At 72.7% G+C, this 23,588-nt stretch carries 20 protein-coding genes; 14 read left to right on the top strand and 6 right to left on the bottom strand.

What is annotated here, in order from left to right:
* Nucleotides 1–51: 51 nt before the first annotated feature.
* On the top strand, nucleotides 52–1,122 hold the full coding sequence (locus ACIPSA_RS13925) for an ATP-dependent DNA ligase (protein WP_402633315.1): 1,071 nt from the start codon (nucleotides 52–54) through the stop codon (nucleotides 1,120–1,122).
* A gap of 6 nt (nucleotides 1,123–1,128) precedes the next feature.
* On the opposite strand, the gene ACIPSA_RS13920 is transcribed toward ACIPSA_RS13925, so the two are convergent.
* The gene (locus ACIPSA_RS13920) at nucleotides 1,129–2,319 is read right to left on the bottom strand and encodes a zinc-dependent alcohol dehydrogenase (RefSeq protein ID WP_402633312.1); all 1,191 of its coding nucleotides are present in this window, start codon (nucleotides 2,317–2,319) and stop codon (nucleotides 1,129–1,131) included.
* A 188-nt stretch (nucleotides 2,320–2,507) separates the two neighbouring features.
* Here ACIPSA_RS13920 and ACIPSA_RS13915 point away from each other — a divergent pair, with 188 nt between their 5' ends.
* On the top strand, nucleotides 2,508–3,509 hold the full coding sequence (locus tag ACIPSA_RS13915) for a DUF3048 domain-containing protein (RefSeq protein WP_402633309.1): 1,002 nt from the start codon (nucleotides 2,508–2,510) through the stop codon (nucleotides 3,507–3,509).
* A gap of 57 nt (nucleotides 3,510–3,566) precedes the next feature.
* Here ACIPSA_RS13915 and ACIPSA_RS13910 read toward each other — a convergent pair whose 3' ends face one another.
* Nucleotides 3,567–4,031 (bottom strand): MarR family winged helix-turn-helix transcriptional regulator, encoded by a 465-nt coding sequence (locus ACIPSA_RS13910; protein ID WP_402633306.1) that lies wholly within the window; start codon nucleotides 4,029–4,031, stop codon nucleotides 3,567–3,569.
* 236 nt (nucleotides 4,032–4,267) lie between these two features.
* Between ACIPSA_RS13910 and ACIPSA_RS13905 the strand changes: the two genes are divergently transcribed.
* The 7 genes from ACIPSA_RS13905 to ACIPSA_RS13875 all read left to right on the top strand — a co-directional run bounded on the left by ACIPSA_RS13905 (nucleotide 4,268) and on the right by ACIPSA_RS13875 (nucleotide 10,466).
* The gene (locus ACIPSA_RS13905) at nucleotides 4,268–5,023 is read left to right on the top strand and encodes a CoA transferase subunit A (protein WP_402633303.1); all 756 of its coding nucleotides are present in this window, start codon (nucleotides 4,268–4,270) and stop codon (nucleotides 5,021–5,023) included.
* Nucleotides 5,023–5,670 carry a CoA transferase subunit B gene (locus ACIPSA_RS13900; RefSeq protein WP_402633300.1) on the top strand — a complete coding sequence of 216 codons (648 nt, stop codon included), beginning with the start codon at nucleotides 5,023–5,025 and terminating at the stop codon, nucleotides 5,668–5,670. Before ACIPSA_RS13905 ends, ACIPSA_RS13900 begins: the two co-directional genes overlap by 1 nt.
* A 73-nt stretch (nucleotides 5,671–5,743) precedes the next feature.
* Nucleotides 5,744–6,526 (top strand): protocatechuate 3,4-dioxygenase subunit beta, encoded by a 783-nt coding sequence (gene pcaH / locus ACIPSA_RS13895; RefSeq protein ID WP_402633298.1) that lies wholly within the window; start codon nucleotides 5,744–5,746, stop codon nucleotides 6,524–6,526.
* Nucleotides 6,523–7,128, top strand: a complete 606-nt coding sequence (gene pcaG, locus ACIPSA_RS13890) for a protocatechuate 3,4-dioxygenase subunit alpha (RefSeq protein WP_402633295.1) — start codon at nucleotides 6,523–6,525, stop codon at nucleotides 7,126–7,128. The genes pcaH and pcaG overlap by 4 nt, the downstream gene beginning before the upstream one ends.
* Complete coding sequence (pcaB, locus tag ACIPSA_RS13885; protein WP_402633292.1) at nucleotides 7,125–8,456, top strand: 3-carboxy-cis,cis-muconate cycloisomerase; 1,332 nt, start codon at nucleotides 7,125–7,127, stop codon at nucleotides 8,454–8,456. The genes pcaG and pcaB overlap by 4 nt, the downstream gene beginning before the upstream one ends.
* Nucleotides 8,453–9,610, top strand: coding sequence for a 3-oxoadipate enol-lactonase (pcaD, locus tag ACIPSA_RS13880; RefSeq protein WP_402633289.1), 1,158 nt, complete (start codon nucleotides 8,453–8,455; stop codon nucleotides 9,608–9,610). The genes pcaB and pcaD overlap by 4 nt, the downstream gene beginning before the upstream one ends.
* Nucleotides 9,611–9,674: 64 nt before the next feature.
* Complete coding sequence (locus ACIPSA_RS13875) at nucleotides 9,675–10,466, top strand: SDR family NAD(P)-dependent oxidoreductase (RefSeq protein ID WP_402633286.1); 792 nt, start codon at nucleotides 9,675–9,677, stop codon at nucleotides 10,464–10,466.
* A gap of 30 nt (nucleotides 10,467–10,496) precedes the next feature.
* Here ACIPSA_RS13875 and ACIPSA_RS13870 read toward each other — a convergent pair whose 3' ends face one another.
* Nucleotides 10,497–13,181, bottom strand: a complete 2,685-nt coding sequence (locus tag ACIPSA_RS13870) for an ATP-binding protein (protein ID WP_402633283.1) — start codon at nucleotides 13,179–13,181, stop codon at nucleotides 10,497–10,499.
* Nucleotides 13,182–13,363: 182 nt separating this feature from the next.
* On the opposite strand from ACIPSA_RS13870, the gene ACIPSA_RS13865 reads away from it, so the two are divergent.
* The 3 genes from ACIPSA_RS13865 to ACIPSA_RS13855 all read left to right on the top strand — a co-directional run bounded on the left by ACIPSA_RS13865 (nucleotide 13,364) and on the right by ACIPSA_RS13855 (nucleotide 16,962).
* Nucleotides 13,364–14,785 (top strand): MFS transporter, encoded by a 1,422-nt coding sequence (locus ACIPSA_RS13865; RefSeq protein WP_402633280.1) that lies wholly within the window; start codon nucleotides 13,364–13,366, stop codon nucleotides 14,783–14,785.
* A complete protein-coding gene (locus ACIPSA_RS13860; RefSeq protein WP_402633277.1) occupies nucleotides 14,706–15,854 on the top strand; it encodes an anhydro-N-acetylmuramic acid kinase in 1,149 nt (382 codons plus the stop codon). The genes ACIPSA_RS13865 and ACIPSA_RS13860 overlap by 80 nt, the downstream gene beginning before the upstream one ends.
* Before the next feature lie 94 nt (nucleotides 15,855–15,948).
* Nucleotides 15,949–16,962, top strand: a complete 1,014-nt coding sequence (locus tag ACIPSA_RS13855) for a DUF2510 domain-containing protein (protein ID WP_402633275.1) — start codon at nucleotides 15,949–15,951, stop codon at nucleotides 16,960–16,962.
* A gap of 164 nt (nucleotides 16,963–17,126) precedes the next feature.
* Here ACIPSA_RS13855 and ACIPSA_RS13850 read toward each other — a convergent pair whose 3' ends face one another.
* Complete coding sequence (locus ACIPSA_RS13850; protein WP_402633272.1) at nucleotides 17,127–17,744, bottom strand: TetR/AcrR family transcriptional regulator C-terminal ligand-binding domain-containing protein; 618 nt, start codon at nucleotides 17,742–17,744, stop codon at nucleotides 17,127–17,129.
* A 302-nt stretch (nucleotides 17,745–18,046) separates the two neighbouring features.
* On the opposite strand from ACIPSA_RS13850, the gene ACIPSA_RS13845 reads away from it, so the two are divergent.
* Both ACIPSA_RS13845 and ACIPSA_RS13840 read left to right on the top strand, forming a co-directional pair.
* Nucleotides 18,047–18,844: a phosphatase PAP2 family protein gene (locus ACIPSA_RS13845; protein ID WP_402633269.1), complete on the top strand. Its 798-nt coding sequence runs from the start codon at nucleotides 18,047–18,049 to the stop codon at nucleotides 18,842–18,844.
* Nucleotides 18,841–19,788: a hypothetical protein gene (locus ACIPSA_RS13840; protein WP_402633266.1), complete on the top strand. Its 948-nt coding sequence runs from the start codon at nucleotides 18,841–18,843 to the stop codon at nucleotides 19,786–19,788. Before ACIPSA_RS13845 ends, ACIPSA_RS13840 begins: the two co-directional genes overlap by 4 nt.
* Before the next feature lie 92 nt (nucleotides 19,789–19,880).
* On the opposite strand, the gene ACIPSA_RS13835 is transcribed toward ACIPSA_RS13840, so the two are convergent.
* Both ACIPSA_RS13835 and ACIPSA_RS13830 read right to left on the bottom strand, forming a co-directional pair.
* Nucleotides 19,881–20,711, bottom strand: a complete 831-nt coding sequence (locus tag ACIPSA_RS13835; RefSeq protein WP_402633264.1) for a phospholipid scramblase-related protein — start codon at nucleotides 20,709–20,711, stop codon at nucleotides 19,881–19,883.
* Nucleotides 20,712–20,777: 66 nt separating this feature from the next.
* Nucleotides 20,778–22,838, bottom strand: coding sequence for a phosphocholine-specific phospholipase C (locus ACIPSA_RS13830; RefSeq protein WP_402633261.1), 2,061 nt, complete (start codon nucleotides 22,836–22,838; stop codon nucleotides 20,778–20,780).
* Nucleotides 22,839–23,588: the final 750 nt, after the last annotated feature.

Raw genomic sequence — 23,588 nt, 5'->3', positions numbered from 1 at the left:
GCGGGCCTCGCACACCGGGCGGCACCCGACGTGAGCGCGCAGAATCGGAGCATGGATCTGCCGGTGATGCCGCCCGTGAAGCCGATGCTCGCCAGGTCGGTGGCGAAGATCCCGCCGGACATGCACTATGAGGCGAAGTGGGACGGGTTCCGGGCGATCGTGTTCCGTGACGGCGACGAGGTCGAGCTGGGCAGTCGTACCGGGAAGCCGCTGACCAGGTACTTTCCCGAGCTGGTGGCGGCCTTGAAGGAGCGGTTGCCGCAGCGCTGCGTGCTGGACGGGGAGATCGTGATCGCCCGGGAGGGGCGGCTCGACTTCGACGCGCTGACCGAGCGCATCCACCCGGCGGACTCGCGGGTGCGCATGCTGGCTGAGCGGACGCCCGCCTCCTTCGTCGCGTTCGACCTGCTGGCACTGGCCGACGAGTCGCTGCTGGACGTGCCGCTGACGGACCGGCGCGCGCTGCTTGCCAGGGCGCTGTCCGGTGTGACGGCACCCGTTCACCTGGCACCGGCGACGACCGATGCGGAGGTGGCCCGGCAGTGGTTCGAGCAGTACGAGGGGGCGGGCCTGGACGGAGTCGTCGCCAAGCCTCCCACGCTGCGTTATCTGCAGGACGAGCGGGCCATGTTCAAGATCAAGCACGAGCGTACGGCGGACGTGGTCGTGGCGGGCTACCGCTTCCACAAGAGCGGTCCGGTGGTGGGTTCGCTGCTGCTCGGCCTGTACGACGACCGGGGCGCCCTGCAACACGTGGGCGTATCGGCCGCCTTCGCGATGAAGCGGCGCGCCGAGCTGGTCGAGGAGCTGGAGCCGCTGCGCATGGAGGAGGCGGCCGGGCATCCGTGGGCGGCCTGGTCGGACGAGGCCGCCCACGAGACGGCCCGGCTGCCCGGGGCGCCCAGCCGCTGGTCGGGCAAGAAGGACCTGTCCTGGGTGCCGCTGCGGCCGGAGCGGGTGGCCGAGGTGGCGTACGACCACATGGAGAACGGGGTCCGCTTCCGGCACACGGCCCGCTTCCGTCGCTGGCGCCCCGACCGCACCCCCGAGAGCTGCACCTACGCCCAGTTGGAGGAGCCGGTGCGCTACGACCTGGCGGAGATCCTGGGCACGCGCGGCTGACCGGTCTCACGGCCGCATGAGGATCTTGACCGCGCCCTCCTGCTTGCGCTGGAACATCTCGTACGCGTGCGGGGCCTCGGACAGCGGAAGCCGGTGGGTGGCGAAGTCGTCGACCCCCAGGGGGTCCTCGTCCGTGAGGTACGGGAGGATGTCGTCGGTCCAGTGGCGCACGTTGGCCTGTCCCATGCGGATCTGGATCTGCTTGTCGAACATGGTGAGCAGGGGCAGCGGGTCGGCCGTGCCGCCGTACACGCCGATGAGCGAGAGCGTGCCGCCACGGCGGACGAGGTCGATGGCGGTGTACAGGGCGGCGAGCCGGTCGACGGTGAAGCGTTCCGCGAGGGGCACGCCGATCTTCCGGGGCAGCATCGCGGAGGCCTGCTGGGCGAGGCGGGCGGCGGCGCTGCCGTGGGCCTCGGTGCCGACCGCGTCGATCACGGCGTCGGGACCGCGGCCACCGGTGGCGTCGCGGATCGCGGTGACGAGTTCCTTCTCGTCGTCGAACTCCCGCAGGTCGTAGGTCTCCACTCCGCGCAGGCGTGCCCGCTCCAGCCGCTCCGGCACCAGATCGACGCCGAACACCTGCTCCGCACCCCGGACGCGCGCGATCCGGCAGGCCATGTCGCCGATCGGGCCGAGGCCGAGGACGGCTACGGTGCCGCCGGACGGGACGTCGGCGTACGCGACCGCCTGCCAGGCGGTGGGAAGCACGTCGGAGAGGTAGACGAAGCGGTCGTCGGGCGGGCCCTGGGGCACCTTGATCGGTCCGTAGTGCGCCTGCGGGACGCGCAGGTACTCGGCCTGGGCGCCGGGCACCGCGCCGTACAGGCGGGTGTAGCCGAACAGGGCGGCACCCATGCCCTCGCTGGTGACCTGGGTCGTCTCGCACTGGGTCTGCAGTCCCGCCGAGCACATGAAGCAGTGGCCGCAGGAGATCTGGAACGGCACCACGACCCGGTCGCCCGGCCGCAGACCCGGCACCTGCGGGCCGGCCTCCTCGACGACGCCCATCGGCTCGTGGCCGAGGATGTCGCCCGGCGTCATGAACGGCGTCAGCACCTCGTACAGGTGCAGATCGGAGCCGCACAGCCCGGTGGACGTGATCCGGATGACGGCATCCGTGGGTTCCTCGATCCGGGGGTCGGGCACGTCCTCCACCCGTACATCCCGCCTGCCCTGCCACGTCACTGCCTTCATGGCGCTCTCCCTCCATGGCGTGCGCGCCGGCCACCCGGGCGCCCGGCGCAAGGTCGAGGCCCGAGTACCCGCGCACCTTTCCCCGAATCACGACAGAATCAGTCGGGTATGACCATCGATGTACCTATAAGCGGGCAATCGATGACACAGACTTGGTGGCAACGGTGGGCATGGGGCGCATGGGGCGCATGGGGCACAGATCGCGCGCGCGGCGCGCCACGACGACGGCGGCCCTGCTGGGCGCCGCGCTGACGGCCTGCCTCGCGGCGGGCTGCACGACGACGGGGACGGGACGCGGGCCGGCCGACGACGGCCGCGCCGGGACCAGCGCGCCGGCATCACCGAGCCGGAGCACGGACGCCGGCACCGGCACCGGCCCGGTGCTCGCCGTGAAGATCGACAACGCGCCCGGCGCCCGCCCGCAGACCGGGCTGGACGCGGCGGACGTCGTGTACGCGGAACAGGTCGAGGGCGGGCTGAGCCGCCTGATGGCGGTGTACGCGTCCAGGCTGCCGAAGGTCGTCGGGCCGGTGCGCAGCGCCCGCGAGTCCGACCTCGAGTTGCTGCGCCAGTTCGACCGGCCGACGCTTGCCTTCTCGGGGGCGCAGCACAAACTGCTGCCGCTGATCGACAAGGCGCCGCTGCGGGCGGTGACACCGGACGAGACGTCCCACGCGTTCTTCCGCGGCGCCGACAAGCAGGCACCGCACAACCTCTATCTGCGTCCGGACCGGTTGCTGCCCTCCGCCCCGGGCCGGGCCGCACTGACCGCCGGCTTCCACTACGGCGCGGCACCGGCGGGCGGCCGGACCGAGACCTCGCGCACCGTCCGTTACCCGTCGGCCCGCTTCACCTTCACCTGGTCCGCCGGCCGGCACCGCTGGCTGGTGGCGATGGACGGCTCGCCCACCGGGACGGCCGGCGGGAAGCCGGTCGCTCCCGCGACGGTCGTCGTGCAGTACGTGACGGTGCGCGAGTCCGCGTACCACGACGTGCTCGGCAACAACACGCCGTACACCGAGACGGTCGGCTCGGGGAAGGCGGAGGTGCTGCGGGACGGGCGCGCCTTCGACGCCACCTGGACCCGAGCGACCGCGGCCGACGGCACGGAGTTCACCGCCCCGGACGGCGCACCGCTGAACTTCGCGAAGGGCCAGGTGTGGGTGGTGTTCGCGCAGTCCACGGCCTGATCGACGGTCCACGACCTGATCAGAAGTCCACGGTCTGATGAGCAGCACACTGCCTGATCAGGGCTGTGCGACGAGGGGTTCCGCCGGGTTGCGGAGCCCCTCCGCCGCGTCCGAGACCCGTCGGATCAGGGCGAAGAACTGCGTCTGCTCCTCCGCGGAGAGCGGAGCCAGGAAGACCTGGTTCATCCGGGCGGTGCGCACCGTCAGCTTGCGGTGGGTGCGCAGGCCGTCGTCCGTGAGGTGCAGCAGGAAGCGGCGGCCGTCGTCCGGGTCGCGCACCTTGTCGAGAAGACCGCGGCGGGACAGGCGGCTGATCACCTCGGCGATGGTCGACCGGTCCAGGCCCACCCGGTCCCCGACGGTGCGCTGGTCGAGACCCGGCTCGGCGACGAGCGCGTTCAGGACCGCGAACTGCGGTGAGGTGATCTCCTCGGAGACCATCGTGTTCCACAGCAGGTAGTGCGCCTGCTGCAGCCGCCGGGCCAGGTGCCCGGGGTGGGTGGTGAGGTCCACCGCGGCCATGTTCACTCCCGTCATCGAATCAGTCGGTCCGAATCAGCCAGTCCCGAATTCGTTGGTGCACTGAACGATACCCGCCACCCTTGCGCCTGTCTGCCTCTCCCCTCGACATCATCTGAGGCCTTGACTGGTCCACATCGCAGTGGCAGCGTGAAGACCATCTCGGCAAAATACTCAGTGCCCTGACTAATTCGCGGCCTTCCCGCGGTCGGGCACCAGGAAGGGATGGGGCTTCACCTATGGACAAGGTGGTCGCCACGGCCCTGGAGGCCGTGGCCGACGTGCCGGACGGCGCGTCGCTCGCGGTGGGCGGGTTCGGGCTGAGCGGTGTGCCGAACGTGCTGATCCAGGCGCTGTACGAGCGCGGGGTGACCGGTCTGGGCGTGGTGTCGAACAACTGCGGGGCGATGGAGTCCGGCCTCGCGGTGCTGCTGGCCGCGGGCCGGATCGCCCGGGTGACCGGCTCGTACATCGGCGGGAACAAGGAGTTCGCCCGGCAGTACCTGGCCGGGGAACTGGAGGTCGAGATGATCCCGCAGGGCACCCTGGCGGAGCGGCTGCGCGCCGGTGGCGCCGGGATCCCCGCCTTCTACACCCCGGCCGGGGTCGGCACACAGGTCGCCGAGGGCGGACTGCCCTGGCGCTACGACGGCTCCGGCGGCGTGGCGCTCGCCTCGCCGGCCAAGGAGGTCCGGGAGTTCGACGGCACGGAGTACGTCCTGGAGCGCGCGATCCGTACCGACTTCGCGCTGGTGCGCGCGGCGAAGGGCGACCGGCACGGGAACCTCGTCTTCAACAGGTCGAGCCGCAACTTCAACCCGCTGGCCGCAATGGCCGGGCGGATGACGGTCGCGGAGGTGGAGGAGCTCGTCGAGCCCGGCGAGATCGATCCGGACGCGGTGCATGTGCCCGGCATCTTCGTGCGGCGGGTCGTGGCGCTGACCCCCGAGCAGGCGGCGGACAAGAGGATCGAGCAGCGGACGGTGAGCAGCTGATGGCCTGGACACGCGAGGAGATGGCCGCCCGCGCGGCACGCGAGCTGCGCGACGGGCAGTACGTCAACCTCGGCATCGGGCTGCCGACCCTGATCCCCAACCATCTCCCCGACGGCGTCGAGGTGATCCTGGAGTCGGAGAACGGCATCCTGGGCACCGGCCCCTACCCCACCGAGGACCAGGTCGACCCCGATCTGATCAACGCGGGCAAGGAGACGGTCACCGTCCTGCCCGGCGCCTCCTTCTTCGACTCCGCGCTGTCCTTCTCGATGATCCGCGGCGGGCACATCGACGTCGCCGTGCTGGGCGCGATGCAGGTGTCCGCAAAGGGCGACCTGGCCAACTGGGCCGTCCCCGGCAAGCTGATCACCGGCATCGGCGGCGCCATGGACCTGGTGCACGGCGCCCGCACCGTCATCGTCGTGATGACGCACACCGCCAAGGACGGCTCCCCGAAGATCCTCGAGGAGTGCGCGCTGCCGCTCACGGGCAAGGCGTGCGTGAACCGGGTCATCACCGACCTCGGCGTCCTCGACGTGAGCGAGAACGGCCTGGTGCTCGTCGAGACCGCGCCGGGCGTCACGGCGCAGGAGATCACGGCGAAGACCGCCGCCAAGGTGCGCGTCCCCGAGGAGATCCGGCCGTGAGGGACGTCCGCGTCACATTCTGCATCGGCGTGGGCCAGGGCCTCGCCCTCTTCCTCGAACGCTAGGAGTCCCGATGGCTCTCACTCAGCACGACATCGACCAGGAGATCGCGGCCGAGCACACCGCGTACGAGAAGCGGATCGCCGACGGCGCACCCGTCGAGCACCACCCGCGCCGCGACTACGCCCCGTACCGCTCGTCCGTGCTGCGTCACCCCGGGCGGCCGCCGGTCACGATAGACGTCGCCAAGGACCCGGAGCTGGTGGAACTCTCCTCCCCGGCCTTCGGGGAACGGGACATCACGGAGACCGACAACGATCTCACCAAGCACCACCGGGGCGAGCCGGTCGGCGAGCGGATCACCGTCTCCGGCCGGCTGCTCGACCGCGACGGACACCCGGTGCGCGGTCAGCTGATCGAGATCTGGCAGGCCAACTCGGCCGGCCGGTACGCACACCGGCGCGAGCAGCACGACGCACCGCTGGACCCGAACTTCACGGGTGTCGGGCGCACGCTCACGGACGACGACGGCCGCTACCGCTTCACCACCGTCCAGCCGGGACCGTACCCCTGGCGCAACCACGTCAACGCCTGGCGCCCGGCCCACATCCACTTCTCCCTCTTCGGGACGGCGTTCACGCAGCGGCTCGTGACGCAGATGTACTTCCCGAACGACCCGCTCTTCCCCTACGACCCGATCCTGCAGTCCGTGACGGACGACGCGGCACGGCAGCGGCTGGTCGCGACGTACGACCACAGCCTGTCGGTGCCGGAGTTCTCGCTCGGCTACCACTGGGACATCGTGCTGGACGGCCCGCACGCCACCTGGATCGAGGAAGGACGCCGACCCGCATGACGAAGACCGACACGAGCAGGCCGCAGAGCGTGCTGCCCACCCCCTCACACACGGTCGGCCCGTTCTACGGGTACGCGCTGCCGTTCCCGGGCGGCGGTGACATCGCGCCGGTCGGCCACCCGAGCGCCATCACCCTTCGGGGGTACGTGTACGACGGCGAGGGCAACCCGCTGCCGGACGCCTTCGTGGAGCTGTGGGGGCCGGATCCGGACGGCAACGTGCCGCAGGCCGACGGCTCGATGCGGCGCGACCCGGCCACCGGCGGCCACCTCGGCCGCAACGGCGTGGAGTTCACCGGCTGGGGCCGCGTCCAGACAGACGCCGACGGACACTGGTACGCGCGCACGCTGCGGCCCGGGGCGCGCGGGCGGAGCGCCCCGTACATCAGCGTGTGCGTCTTCGCACGCGGTCTGCTCGTCCACCTGTTCACCCGGATCTATCTGCCGGGCGACGAGGCGGCGCGCGCCGCGGACCCGCTGCTCTCGCAGCTGGACGAGGAGCGACGCGGCACGCTGATCGCCGCCGACGAGGGCCGGGGAACGTACCGTTTCGACATCCGCCTTCAGGGCGAAGGCGAGACGGTCTTCCTGGAGTTCCGGTGAACCCTGACGAGTTGGACACCGGCCTGCTCGCCCCCGGGTGGGCCGGTTCCCCGGCCGCGTCCGCGACGAGCGACACCGCGTATCTGCGGGCGCTGCTGGACGCGGAGGCCGCGCTGACCCGGGCGCAGGCCTCGATGGGGCTGGCTCCGCGGGCGGCGGCGACGGCCGTGACCCGGGCCGCAGACCCGGACCGCTACGACGTGCGCTCCCTCGCCCGGCGTGCGCGCGGCGGCGGGAACCCGGTGATCCCGCTGGTCGAGGATCTGACGAAGGCGGTCGGCGGGGAGTACGGACCGTATGTCCACCGGGGCGCCACGAGCCAGGACATCCTGGACACGGCGACGATGCTGGTCGCCGTGCGCACGCTGGATCCGGTCCTGGCGGACCTGGAGCGTACGCAGCGGGCGCTGGCCCGGCTCGCCGCGCGGCACCGGGACACGGTCATGCCGGGGCGGACGCTCACCCAGCACGCGGTGCCGACGACGTTCGGGCTGAAGGCGGCGGGCTGGCGGTCGCTGGTGCTGGACGCACGGGACCGGGTACGGGCCGTACGGGAGGGGCTGCCCGCTCAACTGGGCGGCGCGGCGGGCACGTTGGCCGCGTTCAGCGCCTACGGGGCGGACGATCCGCGAGCGCTCACGGCCGCCTACGCACGGGAACTCGGTCTCGCCGAACCGGAGTTGCCCTGGCACGCCCTGCGCACCCCGATCGCCGATCTCGCGGGCGGGCTCGCCTTCACGGCCGGAGCGCTGGGCAAGTTCGCCGCCGACGTCCTGACCCTCTCCCGTACCGAGATCGCCGAGGTCACCGAGGGTGCGGGCGGCGGTTCCTCCGCGATGCCGCACAAGGCGAACCCGGTACGGGCGACCGTGATCGCGGCCGCCGCCCGGCGCGCCCCGCAGCTCGCCGCCACGCTGTACGGATCGCTGGCGGCGGAGGACGAGCGCCCGGCCGGGGCCTGGCACGCCGAGTGGGAGCCGCTGCGCGACCTGCTCCGGCTGGCCGGCGGCGCGGCACGGGACGCCGCGGACCTGGCCGAGGGGCTGCGGGTGCACCCGGAGGCCATGCGCCGGCACCTCGGCCTCACCCGGGGGCTGATCGTCACCGAGCGGCTGGCCGCCGAGCTGGCTCCGGTCCTGGGCCGCGCCCGCGCGAAGGAACTGCTCACCGAGCTCGCCCGCCGCACCCACACCGAGAACCGCAGCCTCGCCGAACTTCTCCGTGAGGAACCGGAGTTGAAGGACCTCGACCTCGAAGAGCCCACCGATCCGGCCCGCTGCACCGGCTCCGCCGCAGCCCTCACCGACCGTGCTCTGGAGCGACGTTGACAAGTGAGCTGCTCAACCACCGCACCGACGGCCCCGCTTCGGCTCCGCCGTTGCTGCTCGGCCCCTCCCTCGGCACGTCGTACGCGCTGTGGGACACCGTCGCGCCCGAGCTGTCGATCACTCACCGGGTGGTCCGCTGGGACCTGCCGGGGCACGGCGGTTCGGCGGCGGACCTGATCGGTCCCGGGGCCACGGTCGGCGACCTGGCCGATCTGGTGCTCGCGCTCGCCGACTCCCTCGGCATCGAGAGGTTCGCGTACGCGGGCGTGTCCCTGGGCGGCGCGGTCGGTCTGCACCTGGCCGTCCACCACCCCGAGCGGCTCACCTCCCTCGCGGTCATCTGCTCCTCGGCCCACTTCGACGGCGCGGGGCCGTGGCAGGAGCGGGCCGAACGGGTCCGCCGGGAGGGCCTGGGGTGGCTGGTGGAGAGCGCCGAAGCCCGCTGGTTCACCCCCGGTTTCACGGTGCCGCAGCTCCTCCGGGACCACCGGAACGCCGACCCGGGTGCGTACGCGGCCTGCTGCGACGCCCTGGCCGCGTTCGACCTGCGCGACAGCCTCGACGCGATCACCGTACCGACCCTGCTGGTCGCGGGCCGTCAGGACCCCGCGACACCGCCCGCCCACCTGCGGGAGATCGCGGACGCGGTGCCGGGCGCCGCGCTCGTCGAGATCCCCGGGGCCTCGCACCTGGCGCCGGCGCAGTGCCCCGAGGCCGTGCTGACGGCGCTGCGGGCGCATCTCGGCGGGGGCGCCAAGCGGGGAATGGCGGTGCGCCGGGAGGTACTCGGCGATGAGCACGTCGACCGGGCGCAGGCCAGGCAGACGCCGTTCACCGCCCGCTTCCAGGACTTCATCTCCCGGTACGCGTGGGGCGAGATCTGGACCGACCCGACCCTAACCCGCCGCGAGCGCAGCATGATCACGCTGACCGCCCTGGTCGCCCACGGCCACCACGACGAGCTCGCGATGCATGTGCGGGCGGCCCGGCGAAACGGGCTGACGCCGGAGGAGATCGGCGCGGTGCTGCTGCAGACCGCGGTGTACTGCGGGGTCCCCGCGGCCAACTCGGCGTTCGCGACGGCCCAGCGGGTACTCACCGAGGAGGACGAGGAGGACGAGGGGGACGAGGACAAAACGCCCGGCCGAGGGTGACCCTGCTGGTCGTAGCTTCAGCAGCACCTCCTTCCCGTGCGCGCGCCGTGTCTAGGGTGGGACCATGTCGACTGTTCTGATCACGGGCGCCACCTCCGGGCTCGGCCGGTACATCGCCTTCGAACTGGTCCGGGCCGGCCATCTCGTCCTCGCCCACGGCCGCGACCGGTCGCGCACCGAGCAGCTGGTCCTGGAGCTGCGCACCGAGGGCCGGGCGGAGGGATTCGTCGCCGATCTGGCCTCGCTCGCCCAGGTGCGCGAGCTGGGCGCCCGGGTCGCCGAGGCCCATCCCGAGCTGGACGTGCTGATCAACAACGCGGGCGTCGGCGGTGGTCCGCGCGGCTCCGGTCGCGAGCTGAGCGCCGACGGGCACGAGCTACGGCTCGCGGTGAACTACCTGGCGCCGGTGGCACTGACCCGCGCCCTGTTGCCGGTCCTGCGCGCCAACCCGCCCGCCCGGATCGTGAACGTCGGCTCGGCCGGCCAGGAACCGCTGGACTTCGCCGACCCGGAGCTGACCCGCGGCTACAGCGGCGTGTCGGCGTACTGCCGCAGCAAGTTCGCGCTGGCGGCTCACACGTTCTCCCTCGTGGAGGAGTCGGCGGGCACCGGGGTGTCCGTCAACGTGCTGCACCCGGCGACCTACATGGACACGACGATGGTGCGCGATGCGGGCGTGGCGCCGTGGAACACGGTCGCCGACGGCGCGCCGGGCGTCCTGGCCCTGGCCACCCAGGACCTGGGCACGGGCCGCTACTTCGACGGCACGAGTCCGTCACGGGCGCACGAGGCGACGTACGACCCCGATGTACGCAAGCGGCTGGCGGCGGTCACCGACCAGCTGCTGGCGATCTGAGCCGGCGCGGCCCAGGTCGGCGCGACCGGGTCAGCGCAGTCCGTGGTCCCTCTCCAGCGCCTCCCTGGCCTGCGCCACCAGTCCGTCCGCTCCGCACGACCGCGCCAGTGCCAGGCCCCGGTTGAGCTCGGCGACCGAGCGGGCCGCGATGCCGTGCTCCACGCGGGCGGCCGCGTGTTCGTACTGGCAGGGCGAGGCCTCCAGGTAGGCGACGGCCTGGGCGGCGAGACGGACCGCGCGCTGTCCGGTCTCCAGGGCGGCCGCGCAGCGCAGGGCCTCGCCGATGGCGGTGTCCGTGCCGAAGCGCTCGGCCCGGCGGCGGGTCTCGGTGGCGAGCTGGGCGGCGCGGGCCGGGTCCTTCGTGGCGAGCGCCCGTGCCAGGTCGGCCGCCCAGGGGACCATCACCGGGTTGTGGTGGCCGCGGACGGCCGCCGCCTTCCCGGCGGCCTCCAGTTCGTCGATGCCCTCGTCGCTGCGGCCGACGGCGAGCAGCAGCCGGCCGCGCACGGAGCGGGGGTCCGGCAGCACGATCGCCGACGGGTACGGCGGGGTGAATCCGTACTGCCCGGCGATGTACCAGGCCTCGTCGGCCCGTCCGCGGGCGAGCAGCGTGTCGATGAGGGTGCAGGTGGCGGCCCAGTACAGGGGCAGGCCGCGGCCGACGCGCTCGGCGAGGCGCAGCGACTCCCGCAGGGACGTCTCCGCCTCCCTGAGCCGGCCCCGCCTGCGGTGTCCGAAGCCGACGTACGCGTGGGCCAGGGCGAGATGACCGCCGCTCCACCCGGCGGTCTCGTAGGTGCGCAGGGCTTCGGTGTACAGGGCGTCCGCCCGGTCGAGGCGGTCGGTGTAGGCGTACGCGATGGCCAGCATCAGCAGGAGTTCGATGCCCCACTCGGTGTCGGTCCAGCCGAGCCCGGGTGCCAGGCGGCCGTTGACGAGCGCCCGGTCGCACAGCGCGGCGGCCTCCTCCGCGCTCTCGCCGTGGGCCATGGCGTCGAAGCCGCGCAGGATCAGCAGGGCGCGCTCGGAGTTGTCCCTGCCGGTGCACGTCCGGGCCAGTTCGGCCAGGCGTTCGGAGCGGCCGGCCGAGGTCGCCTCGCCCGCGTGGATGCCCTCGCACATGTACTGCACGGCCTGCAGGCGCATCCGTGCGGGCCCGGGTTCGTGGCGGGCGGCCTCGGCCTCGACGGTGCGGACGGCCTCCTCCAGCTGGTTGTTGTGGAGCAGGGCCTGGGAGAGGCGGACGACGGCGTCGACGCGTTCGGCGCCGTCGAGGCCGGGCAGGCCGAGCGCGGTCTGCAGGTGCTCGATGGTGGTGGCGGGCGCGGTCAGGAGCGTGGCGCAGCCCAGTTCGTAGAGCACGTGCGCGTGGACCTCGGGCAGGGGCGGTTCGAGCAGGGCGCGTTCCAGGCAGCGGCGGGCCGCGTCGGGGGCGCCGACGGCGAGGTGTTCCCGGGCTGCCTCGCGGAGCTGCACGACGAGTTCCTCGTCGTCGTCCGGGTGCACCTGGAGGAGGTGGCGGGAGGCCGCGGCGGCACCGCGCCCGGAGTCGGTGACGACCTCGGCCGCGATGCCGTGCATGGCGGTGCACAGGGCCTCGGGGATGGAGTTGTAGACGGCGGAGGCGATCAGCGGGTGGACGAACTCCAGGTCCCCGTCGTCCGGCCGGGCCCCCGCGGGATCCGGTCCGGTGAGGATGCGGGCGCCGCACAGCAGTTCGGCACAGCGCTGTGCGACGTCCATGCTCAGGGTGGCGAGCTGGGCGACCAGGTCCACGGTGATGCCGGTGCCGAGGATGGCGGCGGCCCAGGCGAACCGGGTGGCGTCGATGCCGAGGCCTTCCAAGCGGGCGACGAGTCCGCCGCCGCGGGCGGAGCGGTTCAGGGGGCGGAGTTCACCGGCGTGGGCCTCGACCGGTTCCAACTCGCTGTCCTGCACCTTGGCGAGGAGTTCGACGGTCTCGTACGGGTTGCCGCCGGTGACGGCCCAGACCTCGCGGCAGAACGGGGCGTCGGCGTGCCGGCCGAGGGTGGCCCGGGTGAGTCCGGCGGTGGCGTCCGGGGTGAGGGCGCTCAGGGTGGTGGCGGGGCGGCCCGCCGCGGCGGCGATCGTGTCCAGGAGGCGGGCGCTGTCTCCGCTCACCTCACCGGGGCGGCGGGCGACCACGACCAGCACGGACAGGTCGTCGAGCCGCTCGGTGAACGCGGCGAGCCAGTGCAGGGTCTCCTGGTCGGCCCAGTGCGCGTCGTCGATCAGCAGCACCAGGGGCCACTCCCGTTTGGCGAGCCTGCGTACGGCGGCGACCAGGCCGTCGCAGACGCCCCGCGGGTCGGTCTGCCGGTCGCCGGGGTCCGTGACGCCGAGGGCGGGGCCGGCGATGTCGTACCAGTCGCCGAGGTACTCGCGGGCCTCCTCGGGCATCAGTGACACGAGCGCGGGCTGGAGCAACTGCCGCACCACGTTGAACGGAACGGACTTCAGCGTCTCGCCGCCGCGGGTGGACCACACGGTGCAGCCGCGCCGTTCGGCGATGCGGCGCGTCTCGGCGAGCAGTGCCGTCTTGCCGAGTCCCGCCTCCCCCTGGAGCACAAGGAGGTTCCCGCAGGACGAGCGGTCCGCGCACAGTGCGTCGAGCGCCTCTGTCACGGCGGCGATCTCCGCCTCGCGCTCCCACAGGGAGGCCGAGGCGGCCACAGGGGGCCGTGCCTCCGTCATCCCGTTACCTCCCCGATGTCGCCCGGACGACGTACAGACCACGAGCGTAGTCGTCGGCTTGGCTGGGGGGAGGCCGGTCCGGGCAGGTGTTGCCGTGCCGGGTGAACGGGAGCGCGCGCGGACGACACGCCCCGGCCCGGGCCGGCCGCTGTGGAGCGACGCACTGGTGAACGGGCCTGGAAATGAAGCTGATTTTCGAAGACCGCCGGGACACGGCGAAGGCGTCCTCGCTGCGGGCGCTGGCCGCGGGTTCGGTCGGTAATTTCATCGAGTGGTACGAGTTCGGTGTCTACGGCTATTTCGCCACGGTCGTCGCGCAGCGGTTCTTCACGCCGGAGGGCGGCGGCGCGGTGGAGGGGCTGGTGAAGGCGTACGCGTCGTTCGCGCTGGCGTTCTTCTTCCGGCCGGTGGGCGCGGCCCTGTTCGGCCGGCTGGGCGACCGGACGGGGCGTCGGCCGGTACTGATCCTGGTGGTCGCGCTGATGACCGGGGCGACGACGCTGATCGGCGTGTTGCCGACGTACGACACGGCCGGCGTCCTGGCCCCCTGGCTGCTCACGTTCCTGAGGGTCGTCCAAGGGCTGTCGGCCGGTGGTGAGTTCGGCGGCGCGGTCTCGGTGATGACGGAGTTCGCCCCGCCGGGGCGGCGTGGGCTGTACGGGTCGTGGCAGTCGTTCACCGTGGCGCTGGGGCTGCTGGGCGGGGCGGGTGCGGCGGCCTCTCTGGCGACCGTGCTGACCGAGGACCAGTTGACCGCCTGGGGGTGGCGGTTGCCGTTCCTGCTCGCGCTGCCGATGGGGCTGGGGGCGCTGTGGCTGCGGGTGCGACTGGACGAGACGCCGCCGTTCAGGGAGCGGGAGAGGGCCTCGCGGGAGCCGTCCGCGCGGGAGGGCGTGCCGGATCCGTCAGTGCCGGAGGGCGTGCCGGATCCGACCGTGCGGGAGGTCGTGGGGGCCGTCGCGCTCGGGGCCGGGCGCGTGATGGGCTGGTCGGCGGCCGGGTACACCTTCCTCGTCGTGCTGCCGTCGTATCTGCAGACCACGCTGCACACCGGCTTCCGGCAGGCGCTGATCGCGACGGTCCTGGGCAACCTGGGCTTCGCGGCAACGATCATCCCGGCGGGGCTGCTGAGCGACCGCGTCGGGCGGCGGCCGGTGATGCTGACGGGGGCGGTGCTGGTGGTGGCGCTGGCGGTGCCCCTGTTCGACCTCCTGCAGAGCGGCGGGACTTCGAGCGCCGTGAAGGGGGCGGCCGTGTGCGGTGCGGGGGCGGTCGTGGGGCTCATGGCGGGGCCGGGGCCCGCGCTGCTCGCCGAGATGTTCCCGACGCGCGTGCGCTGTACGGGCCTCGGACTCGCCTACGCCCTGTCCAATGCCGTGTTCTCGGGGTGCGCGGGGCTCATCATCACGGAGACGGTGCGACGCACCGGGAATGCGGACGTGCCCGCGTACTACGCGGCGACGGCCTGCGCGGTGAGCGCGCTCGCGCTCCTGGTGCGCCCGGCCGGGAAGGTGGGTCGACCAGGTGCTGGTGATCGGTCTGATGTCCGGGACGTCGTACGACGCCGTCGACGCGGCGGCCGCCGAGCTGCGCCTCGACGGTGACGCCCTCGTCCTGAAGCCGCTCGGGACGGTGAGCGAGCCGTACGACGGCGCGCTGCGGGAGTTGCTCGCGGCGGCGCTGCCCCCGGCGGCCGTCCCCCTCGCCCAGGTGTGCCGGCTCGACACCCGGATCGGGCAGGCGTTCGCCGCGGCGGCCGTCCGGGCCGATCGTGAACTGTGCGACGGGCGGGCCGAGCTGGTCGCCTCGCACGGGCAGACGGTCTACCACTGGGCGGACGGCGGCCGGGTGCACGGCACGCTGCAGCTCGGGCAGCCGGCCTGGATCGCGGAGGCGACCGGGCTGCCCGTCGTCGCCGACTTCCGGCCGCGTGACGTCGCCGCCGGCGGCCAGGGCGCGCCGCTGGTCAGCCTGGTGGACCTGCTGTGGCTGCGGGGCAGGGCGGGCACACCGGTCGCCCTCAACATCGGCGGGATCGCCAACCTCACCGCGCCCGACGGGACGGCCTTCGACACCGGGCCCGGCTGCGCGCTGACCGACGCGGCGGCGTGGGAGTTCAGCGGCGGGCGCCTCGCGTACGACGCCGACGGCGCGCTGGCCGCGCGCGGCCGGGTGCACGGGCCGCTGCTGGACCGGCTGCTCGCGGAGCCGTACTACGCGCGGCCCGCGCCGAAGACCACGGGCAAGGAGCTGTTCCACTCCGGGTATCTGCGGGCGGCCGGAGTCGACGGCCTGCCGGCCGAGGACGTGCTGGCGACGCTCACCGAGCTGACGGCCCGTACGGTCGCCGACGCCGTACGGTCCGTGGGCGCCACGGAGGTGGTCGCCTCGGGCGGCGGCACGCGCAACCCAGCCCTGATGGCGATGCTGCGGCACCGGCTGCCCGGGGTGGCGGTGCGCGTCTCCGACGCGTTGGGGCTGCCGTCGCAGGCCAAGGAGGCGTACGCCTTCGCGGTCCTCGGGTTCCTCACCGCGCACGGGCTCGCGGGCACCGAACCGGTCAGCACCGGCGCCCGGCATCCGAGCATTCTGGGGTCGGTGACTCCGGGGCGGGACGGGCTGCGGCTGCCGCCGCCCGCGCGGCGGGCGCCGGTACGGCTGGAACTGGAGTGACCATGGCCGGGAATCCACTGTCGCGGGACGCCGGCACCGAACTGTTGCCGGGCCCTCTCATCCCGCTTTCACCGACGCCTCATACGGTGGGCTCATGACGCAGGTGACTCCTCCCGGGTGGTACCCCGACCCCGGGCAGACGAATGACGGTCCGCCCACCGAGCGCTGGTGGGACGGCAAGGCATGGACGGACCAGACCCGCCCCGCCGGTTCGGCCGCCGTATGGGGTCCCCCGACGCAGCCGCAGGACGCCGGGCCGTACCCGGCCTACGCCGCCTACCCCGGGTATCCCGCCCAGCCGCCGGCCGGCACCCGGCGCGGTCTGCGCACGGGCATAGCCGTCGTGGTGGCCGCCGCGGTGCTCGCGAGCATCGGGGTCGGCGTGTACGCGCTCTCCAAGAGCGGCTCCGGCGGCGGCGACCGGGCCGGTTCGCAGCAGGGCCCGAACGGACAGGGCGGCGAGGGCGGCCCGTTCGGCGGACCCGGCGGCGGTTCGGGTGGTTCAGGTGGTTCGGGTGGCTCCGGCGGTTCGGGGGGCTCCGGCGGGCAGTCGCCGTCGCCGGGCCGGTCCGAGGCGCCGGAGATCCAGGGCGGCGGCACCGTGCCGGACCCGGTCAACGGGATCAGTCTGCCCGTGCCGAAGGGCTGGACCGGGAAGGCGGGCATCGCGGGCGCCGCGGTCACGTCGGGCAAGTCCTACAAGTGCCCCGGCGACACGTCCAAGGACTGCACGGCCGGCGGTGCCTACTCGGCACCCGCGCAGGTGTTGGGCAGCACGGCCGAGGAGGTCGCCAAGGCCGACATCGCGGCGAACGCCAAGGAGTCCTACGGCGGTACCACCTACGGCAGCATCACCTCGCACGAGGTGCTGGCCTCCAAGGCGGTGACCGTGGCCGGGCAGAAGGGCTACCTGGTCCGCTGGAAGGCGGTCACCAGCAAGGGCGCCGACGGCTACGTCGAGTCGCTCGCCTTCCCCTCCCCGGCGCGCCCGCGGCAGATCGTGGTGGTGCGTTTCGGCGTCGACGTCGGAGAGAAGCTGTCGGTCATCGACGAGATCACCGAGGGGATCAAGGTGTCGTCGGGCGGCGGCAGCGGCCAGAACGTCTGACCGCCCGGCCGGCCCCCGGACGCCCCGCGCATACTGCGGCCGGGTGGGATTCCCCTCCGCTCAAGAGGAATCCCACCCGGCCGGGGGGTGCGCGCCGCCCCCGTCCCCACGGTGCGGCGCGAGCAGGTCGCCGTCCAGTCATCCCGTGGACGGCGGCCTGGGTCTCAGGTCAGCCCGAGCGCGGGCAGCACGGCGGCATCCACGAACCGGACGAGGTAGTCGGCGTCGGCGTACTGACCGCACAGCACGGGCCGGGCGCGCAGCACGCCGAACATCATGGCCGGGATGTACTCCAGCGCCGGATGCTCCGCCCGCACCTCGCCCCGCTCCACCGCGCGCCTGAGGATCTCCTTGAGCGCGGCGATCTCGGGGTCGATGAGGGTCTCGCGCAGCGCCTGCTGGAGCTCGGGGTCCTGCGTGATGGCGTGGCCGAGGGCCTGCAGCAGCCGGGTGTCCTTGCCCGACCAGTCGTCGCCCGCGGCCTGCGCGGCCTCGCGCAGGTCCGACGCGAGTGATCCTGTGTCGATGCCGGCGAAGCGCACCTTGCGGTTGGCGCGCAGTGCCGCCGCCACGAACTGGGGCTTCGTCCTCCACTGGCGGTAGAGCGTGGACTTGCTGCACCGGGTGCTGGCGGCCACGCCCTCCATGGTGAGGGAGTCGTAGCCGCATTCACGGATCTGTTCGAGCACGGCGTCGAAGAACTCCCGCTCACGCTCCGGCGTGATCTTGGAGCGGCTCGTGGCGGCGACCGTCCCCGGTCCGTCCGCGGCCTGCGGCGTCATGCCCTCTCTCCTCACTCGTGTGCAACTTGTGTGCCCTGCCGGTCCTCGACCCCGTCTCAAGCGGTCCTCGATCGCGGCTGCGAAACCTGTATCCAGTGTGTCGTACGTCTATCGATACGCAAGTGTACCGGTACTCAAGCGTATCGGTACACTGACGTATCGGTACTCGTTCGTATCGGTACACTCGCGTATCGGTACGGCGACGTGCCGAGTCCGGGCCGCGGCCCGGACTCGGCACGCACCACCACACGCACCACCACACGCACCACCACACGCACCACCGTCAGCGAAGGGGCCGGGGGATGAATGCCCGCACCGAGCCTGCAGAACCCGAGCCAGGAGCCATAACCCGGCCCCCGCTCGTCCGTGAGCTCCTGCTCGTCGCAGGACTCTTCCTCGTCTACAAGCTCGGCCGGCAGCTGGCCACGGGCCACACCGGCGAGGCTCTCCACAACGCCCACCGCGTGTGGGACCTGGAACGGACCGTGCACCTTCCCGGCGAGGGCTCCGTACAGTCCGCGCTGCTGCACAGCGACACCCTCGTGCGCCTCGCGAACACCTACTACGCGACCGTCCACTTCCCGGCCACCCTGGCCTTCCTGGTCTGGCTCTATCTGCGGCGCCCGGCGCACTACGTCTGGGCCCGCCGGATCCTCGCCGCGGTCACCACCGCCGCCCTGGTGCTGCCCTTCACGTTCCCGCTCGCCCCGCCGCGCATGCTGGCCGCGACCGGCCTGGTGGACACCGCCCGGGTGTACGGCCCGTCCGTGTACGGCCCGCCGCGGACCGACCACCTCTCCAACCAGTTCGCGGCGATGCCGTCGCTGCACTTCGGCTGGGCGCTGATGCTGGCGGTCGGCCTGATCGTGGCGACGCGCTCCCGGTGGCGCTGGCTGTGGCTGCTGCACCCGGCGGTCACCCTGCTGGTGATCGTGGGCACGGCCAACCACTACTGGCTCGACGCGATCGTCGCCACGGCCATGCTGGGTCTCGCGCTCGCGCTCATCCACCCGCCGCACCGCACGGCGATCACGGCCGGACGCGGCACACCCATACTCGTACCGGCCGAGGAGCCCGTCCTGGTGGGAGCGGGCCGATGACCGCCGTCCTGGTCGCCGTCGCCCTGTCCCTGGTCTCGGCCGTCGCCTACGCGGCCGCCGCGGTCGCCCAGGCCCGGCTCGCCGCCCGCGGCCCCGACTCCGGCCTGCTGCGGCTGCTCGGCACCGGCGCGTGGTGGTCGGCGGTCGGGCTGAACGCGGCCGCCGCGCTGCTGCACGTCGCGGCCCTCAAGTACGGTCCGCTGACCGTGGTGCAGCCGCTGGGCGCGCTCACCCTGGTCGCGGCGGTCCCGATGGGGGCACGGGCGGCCGGGCGGCGGGTCAGCACGGCCGAGTGGCGGGGCACCGCCCTGACCCTGCTGGGGCTGGCCGCCCTGCTGGTGACCGCCTCGGGTCCGGCACCCGAGCGCGTGCTGAGCCTGACCGAGGCGCTGGCGGTCGCCGGTACGACCGCCGTCCTGATCGGCGCCCTGTCCCGGCCCGGCGCCCGGCCGGGCCTGCGGCACGCGACGGCGTCCGGCTTCGCCTCCGGCGTGGCCTCGGCGCTCACCCAGACGGTGACCGTGGCGGCGACGGACCGCACGGGTCCGCTGCTCGGTACGGAGGTGGTCGTGGTGGCACTGCTCGTCGCCGCGTTCGCCACGGGCGGGCTGCTGCTGTCGCAGACGGCCTACCGCGGCGGTCTCGGCGCCCCGCTGGCGGTGGTGACGCTCGTCAACCCGCTGGCGGCCGCGGCGATCGGCCTGACGCTGCTCGGACAGGGCCTCCAGGGCGGCGTGGCGGGCGTGCTCCTCGCGCTGGCCGGGGCGGGGCTGGCGTCCTGGGGCGTGGTGCTGCTGACGCGGGTGGCGCCCGGCCCGGCCGACCCTGACGAGGAACACCCCGTGGCCGCGGTGCTCGCGCTGGAGCCGCGTACGGCGTCCCCGGAACCGGCGTTCGTGCCGCGACCGCGGAAGTCGGACTCGGGGCACCTCACCCCGCTGTAGACGGACACAACGGACACAAAGGCGGCGGCCGGTGCCTGCGGAACTCCGCGTGCACCGGCCGCCGTCGCCGTTCGTTCTGGTTCCGGCCTGGGTCAGCCCCAGCCCCTGCTGTCCTGCTTCAGCGCCGTGTCGACCGTCAGGGCCGTCGCCACCACGAGGCTCAGCAGCGGCTCGGGGAGCTGGTAGTGGATCTGCAGGACGTAGTTGTCCGCGGTCGTGAACAGCGTCTTGGCGAGGCCTTCCCAGGTCTTGGTGATCCGGGCGACCTCGTTGTCCGCGTGGTCGACGATCGCGAAGTTCCAGGCCCGCCAGTTCTCCGCCTTGATCGCGCCGACCTGCTGGCCGTTCGCGTTCATCGCGAAGTTGATCTTGCCGATCATGTTCTTCTGGACGATCTCACCCACGGGCGACCCGTCCGGGCGGGTCACGATGACCCGGGACTTGAAGATCTTCGCGGGCCGGGTCAGCAGCAGCAGCGGCTGGCCGTGGGCGTCGCGGATCTCCAGCTTGTGGGTGAGGAACTGGTCCCAGCTGGAGATGAAGCGGAAGATCTTCCTCAGTACGCCCTGCCCGACCTCGCCGACCGAGCCGATCTCGCGGCCGTTCTGATCCATGACCTTGTACTCGTTGGTCAGCTCGATCAGCTTGGCCTTCTGGTTCACCACCAGGACCGGCTCGGTGAACAGGGTGCCGCCGCCGGGACCGCCCGCGGCGACCCCGGCCTGCTGCTGCACCTGACGCTGCACCTTCGCGTCGCCGCCCGCCTGGTGCGGAACGGCGGCCTGCGGCGGCGCCTGCTGGGTGCCCTGCTGGGCCGGGCTGGTGTGGTCGGTCCACTGCGCACCGTCCCAGTAACGGAGCGTCTGGGCTGCCCCGTGGGGATCGGGGTACCAGCCTGCAGGAGTGTTCGATTGCGTGGTCACCGGGGCACACTACCCTGAGCTGACCGGTACCTGACCAGTCCCCACGATGCGGGATTCATCGCCCTGTTACTCCGTAACGATCGCGGGATCGCTCACACCGGGGCAACCGTTCTCGACATGTCCGGCGAACCGCCGCACAAAGCCCGGGGCTTCGTCGGACGTGACGGTCAGGTCGTACCAGCGCCGGCTCGCCGCCAGGTCGACGGCGTGCCGCACGGTGGCGCCGGGCCGCACCTGGAACGTCAGCGGGCGCCCGGTACCGGTGTAGCCGTTGACGAGCTTCAGCTCGACCGTGCCGGAGCCCTTGTTGGTGAAGGTGAGCTCGACGTCGTCGCCGGAGTGCCGCGCGGTGACCTCGGGGCCGGCGGCCTTGCCTGGGCCCTGGAAGACGCGCAGGAAGCCGTTCGGACCGTGCACGGTGAGGTCGTACGACCCGTTCGAGTACGCCGAGTTCCAGGTGTCGGCGACCGTCTTGCCGGCCTCGGTGGTGTAGCTCCAGGGGCCGTCGGTGCGGTTGCCGGAGGTGACGAGGAAGGCGGCCCCGGCCTTGACGCCGGAGGCGAAGGTGAGCGTGAACTTCCCGGCCGCGCTGTCCGCCGAGCCGTCCACGAAGGGCGCGTACCTGAGCGGGCGGGTGGGCCGGTGGCCGCGCTCCTGCACGGGCAGGGCGGGGTTGGCGGGCGGCGTCGGCACATAGTCCGGGTGGCGGACGTTGTCCGGCGGCCGGTAGCCGGCCGTGTCCGGGAGCGTGACCGGCCGGGTGTCCTTGCGGGAGAAGTCGAACGCGGCGGTCAGGTCGCCGCATATCGCGCGCCGCCAGGGCGAGATGTTCGGCTCGCGCACCCCGAAGCGGTGCTCCATGAACCGGATGACGGAGGTGTGGTCGAGGGTCTCGGAGCAGACGAAGCCGCCCTTGCTCCACGGGGAGACTACGAGCATCGGGACGCGCTGGCCGAGACCGTAGGGACCGGCCACGTGACTGCCGTCGCCCTTGAAGAGGTCCGGGCCTACGTCGACGGTCGACTTGCCCTGCGCGGCGGAGGCCGGCGGGAACGGCGGGACCAGGTGGTCGAAGAAGCCGTCGTTCTCGTCGTACGTGACGAACAGGGCCGTCTTCGCCCACACCTTCGGGTCGGAGGTGAGCGCGTCGAGGACCTGGGCGACGTACCAGGCGCCGTAGTTGGCGGGCCAGTTGGGGTGCTCGGTGAAGGCCTCGGGGGCGACGATCCAGGAGATCTGCGGCAGCGTGCCGCCCTTCACGTCGGCCTTGAGCCGGTCGAAGAAGCCCTCGCCCTTGCGGGCGTCGGTGCCGGTGCGCGCCTTGTCGTACAGCGGGTCGCCGGGCTGGGCGTTCTGGTACTGCTTGAAGTAGAGGAGCGAGTTGTCGCCGTAGTTGCCGCGGTAGGCGTCCGGGATCCAGCCCCAGGAGCCGTTCGCGTCCAGGCCGTCGCCGACGTCCTGGTAGATCTTCCAGGAGATCCCGGCCTTCTCCAGGCGCTCGGGGTAGGTCGTCCAGTTGTAGCCGGCCTCGTCGTTGCCGAGGACCGGGCCGCCGCCCTGGCCGTCGTTGCCGGTGTAGCCCGTCCACAGGTAGTAGCGGTTCGGGTCGGTCGAGCCGATGAACGAGCAGTGGTAGGCGTCGCAGATGGTGAAGGCGTCGGCGAGCGCGTAGTGGAACGGGATGTCGTCGCGGGTCAGGTACGCCATCGTCGTGGACCCCTTGGACGGCACCCACCTGTCGTACTTGCCGCCGTCGAAGGCCGCGTGGCCGTCGTTCCAGCCGTGCGGGAGGTCCTGGACGAAGGCCATGCCGAGGTCGTCGGCGTCCGGGTGGAAGGGCAGGAGGTCCTTGGTGCCGTCCGACTGGTACCAGACCGGCTTGCCGTCCTGCCGGGTGACGGCCGCACGCGGGTCACCGAAGCCGCGGACGCCTCTGAGAGAGCCGAAGTAGTGGTCGAAGGAGCGGTTCTCCTGCATGAGGACGACGATGTGCTCGACGTCCTCGATCGATCCCGTGCGGTGGTTCGCGGGCAGTGCGGCGGCGCGCTGGATGCTGCTGGAGAGCGCGGTGAACGCCGTGGTGGCGCCCGCGAGTTGGAGGAATCGGCGCCGGTTGACTTCGGGCATGAGCGAGGAACCTCTCATCCTGATGAGCGGGATGGCCGGAACTTGGAACAGATGTCGGATCGTGCGCGGTGCGAGTGTTCCAAGAGCAGCAAACGTCAGGGAAGGGTCCGGTGGCGCCGATGTGACGCCCGACGGTACGTGAGGCCAAGTCCTCGCCAAGAAAGCGCTTCGCGGCAATCCGGGCCGGAATTCGGCGCGTGGCCGAGGCTGTGTCCGGCGTGTTTCCGGTGACCCGCGTTCCGCGCGCTCCGGTGTATCCGGTGCATCCGGTGCATCCGGTGCATCCGGTGCGTCCGGTGCATCCGGTGCATCCGGTACGCGCCAATACCGCCCGGCCGCACCACCGGGACCGTCCGGCCACGCCCGACGCGCCGCGACACCGGGGCGAGCGGGGCGCTGCGGTATGCGGACCCGTGACGGGCGAACCACCCGATGCCTGGGGCCGGTTGGCCCCCGCACTGACCGGAACCGGGCTCCGGGATGCCGGGGCGGCAGGCTCGCGTTGCCGTTGTCGACGCGGCGGAGACCTTTACCGGGCGAGGAGCGCCCTCGACGACAGTTCTGTGCCGCTGCCGCACCGGCTCGGCGTGTTCCACGCCCACCGCGTCCCTGTCCGCTACAGCAGCCGGCCGGGGGGGCGGGGGGGGCCCCCCCCCCCCCCCCCCCCCGCGGGGGGGGGGGGGGGGGGGCCCCCCTGAGGCCCTCCACCCGTTCCTTGGAAAGACGGCTCGGAACTCGGCGTCTGAGCCC

It is taken from the genome of Streptomyces sp. NPDC086549 (assembly GCF_044746205.1).
Classification (GTDB): Bacteria; Actinomycetota; Actinomycetes; order Streptomycetales; family Streptomycetaceae; genus Streptomyces.
Note: the sequence above shows the minus strand (reverse complement) of the source record. Positions and strands in the feature narration are given on the sequence as shown.

What these genes read in the sequence shown, in the direction of transcription:
- ACIPSA_RS13925 (WP_402633315.1), top strand. Translation starts at nt 52, where the DNA reads ATGGATCTGCCGGTGATGCCGCCCGTGAAGCCGATGCTCGCCAGGTCG.
- ACIPSA_RS13920 (WP_402633312.1), bottom strand. Translation starts at nt 2,319, where the DNA reads ATGAAGGCAGTGACGTGGCAGGGCAGGCGGGATGTACGGGTGGAGGAC.
- ACIPSA_RS13915 (WP_402633309.1), top strand. Translation starts at nt 2,508, where the DNA reads ATGGGGCACAGATCGCGCGCGCGGCGCGCCACGACGACGGCGGCCCTG.
- ACIPSA_RS13910 (WP_402633306.1), bottom strand. Translation starts at nt 4,031, where the DNA reads ATGGCCGCGGTGGACCTCACCACCCACCCCGGGCACCTGGCCCGGCGG.
- ACIPSA_RS13905 (WP_402633303.1), top strand. Translation starts at nt 4,268, where the DNA reads ATGGACAAGGTGGTCGCCACGGCCCTGGAGGCCGTGGCCGACGTGCCG.
- ACIPSA_RS13900 (WP_402633300.1), top strand. Translation starts at nt 5,023, where the DNA reads ATGGCCTGGACACGCGAGGAGATGGCCGCCCGCGCGGCACGCGAGCTG.
- pcaH (WP_402633298.1), top strand. Translation starts at nt 5,744, where the DNA reads ATGGCTCTCACTCAGCACGACATCGACCAGGAGATCGCGGCCGAGCAC.
- pcaG (WP_402633295.1), top strand. Translation starts at nt 6,523, where the DNA reads ATGACGAAGACCGACACGAGCAGGCCGCAGAGCGTGCTGCCCACCCCC.
- ACIPSA_RS13875 (WP_402633286.1), top strand. Translation starts at nt 9,675, where the DNA reads ATGTCGACTGTTCTGATCACGGGCGCCACCTCCGGGCTCGGCCGGTAC.
- ACIPSA_RS13870 (WP_402633283.1), bottom strand. Translation starts at nt 13,181, where the DNA reads ATGACGGAGGCACGGCCCCCTGTGGCCGCCTCGGCCTCCCTGTGGGAG.
- ACIPSA_RS13865 (WP_402633280.1), top strand. Translation starts at nt 13,364, where the DNA reads ATGAAGCTGATTTTCGAAGACCGCCGGGACACGGCGAAGGCGTCCTCG.
- ACIPSA_RS13855 (WP_402633275.1), top strand. Translation starts at nt 15,949, where the DNA reads ATGACGCAGGTGACTCCTCCCGGGTGGTACCCCGACCCCGGGCAGACG.
- ACIPSA_RS13850 (WP_402633272.1), bottom strand. Translation starts at nt 17,744, where the DNA reads ATGACGCCGCAGGCCGCGGACGGACCGGGGACGGTCGCCGCCACGAGC.
- ACIPSA_RS13845 (WP_402633269.1), top strand. Translation starts at nt 18,047, where the DNA reads ATGAATGCCCGCACCGAGCCTGCAGAACCCGAGCCAGGAGCCATAACC.
- ACIPSA_RS13840 (WP_402633266.1), top strand. Translation starts at nt 18,841, where the DNA reads ATGACCGCCGTCCTGGTCGCCGTCGCCCTGTCCCTGGTCTCGGCCGTC.
- ACIPSA_RS13830 (WP_402633261.1), bottom strand. Translation starts at nt 22,838, where the DNA reads ATGCCCGAAGTCAACCGGCGCCGATTCCTCCAACTCGCGGGCGCCACC.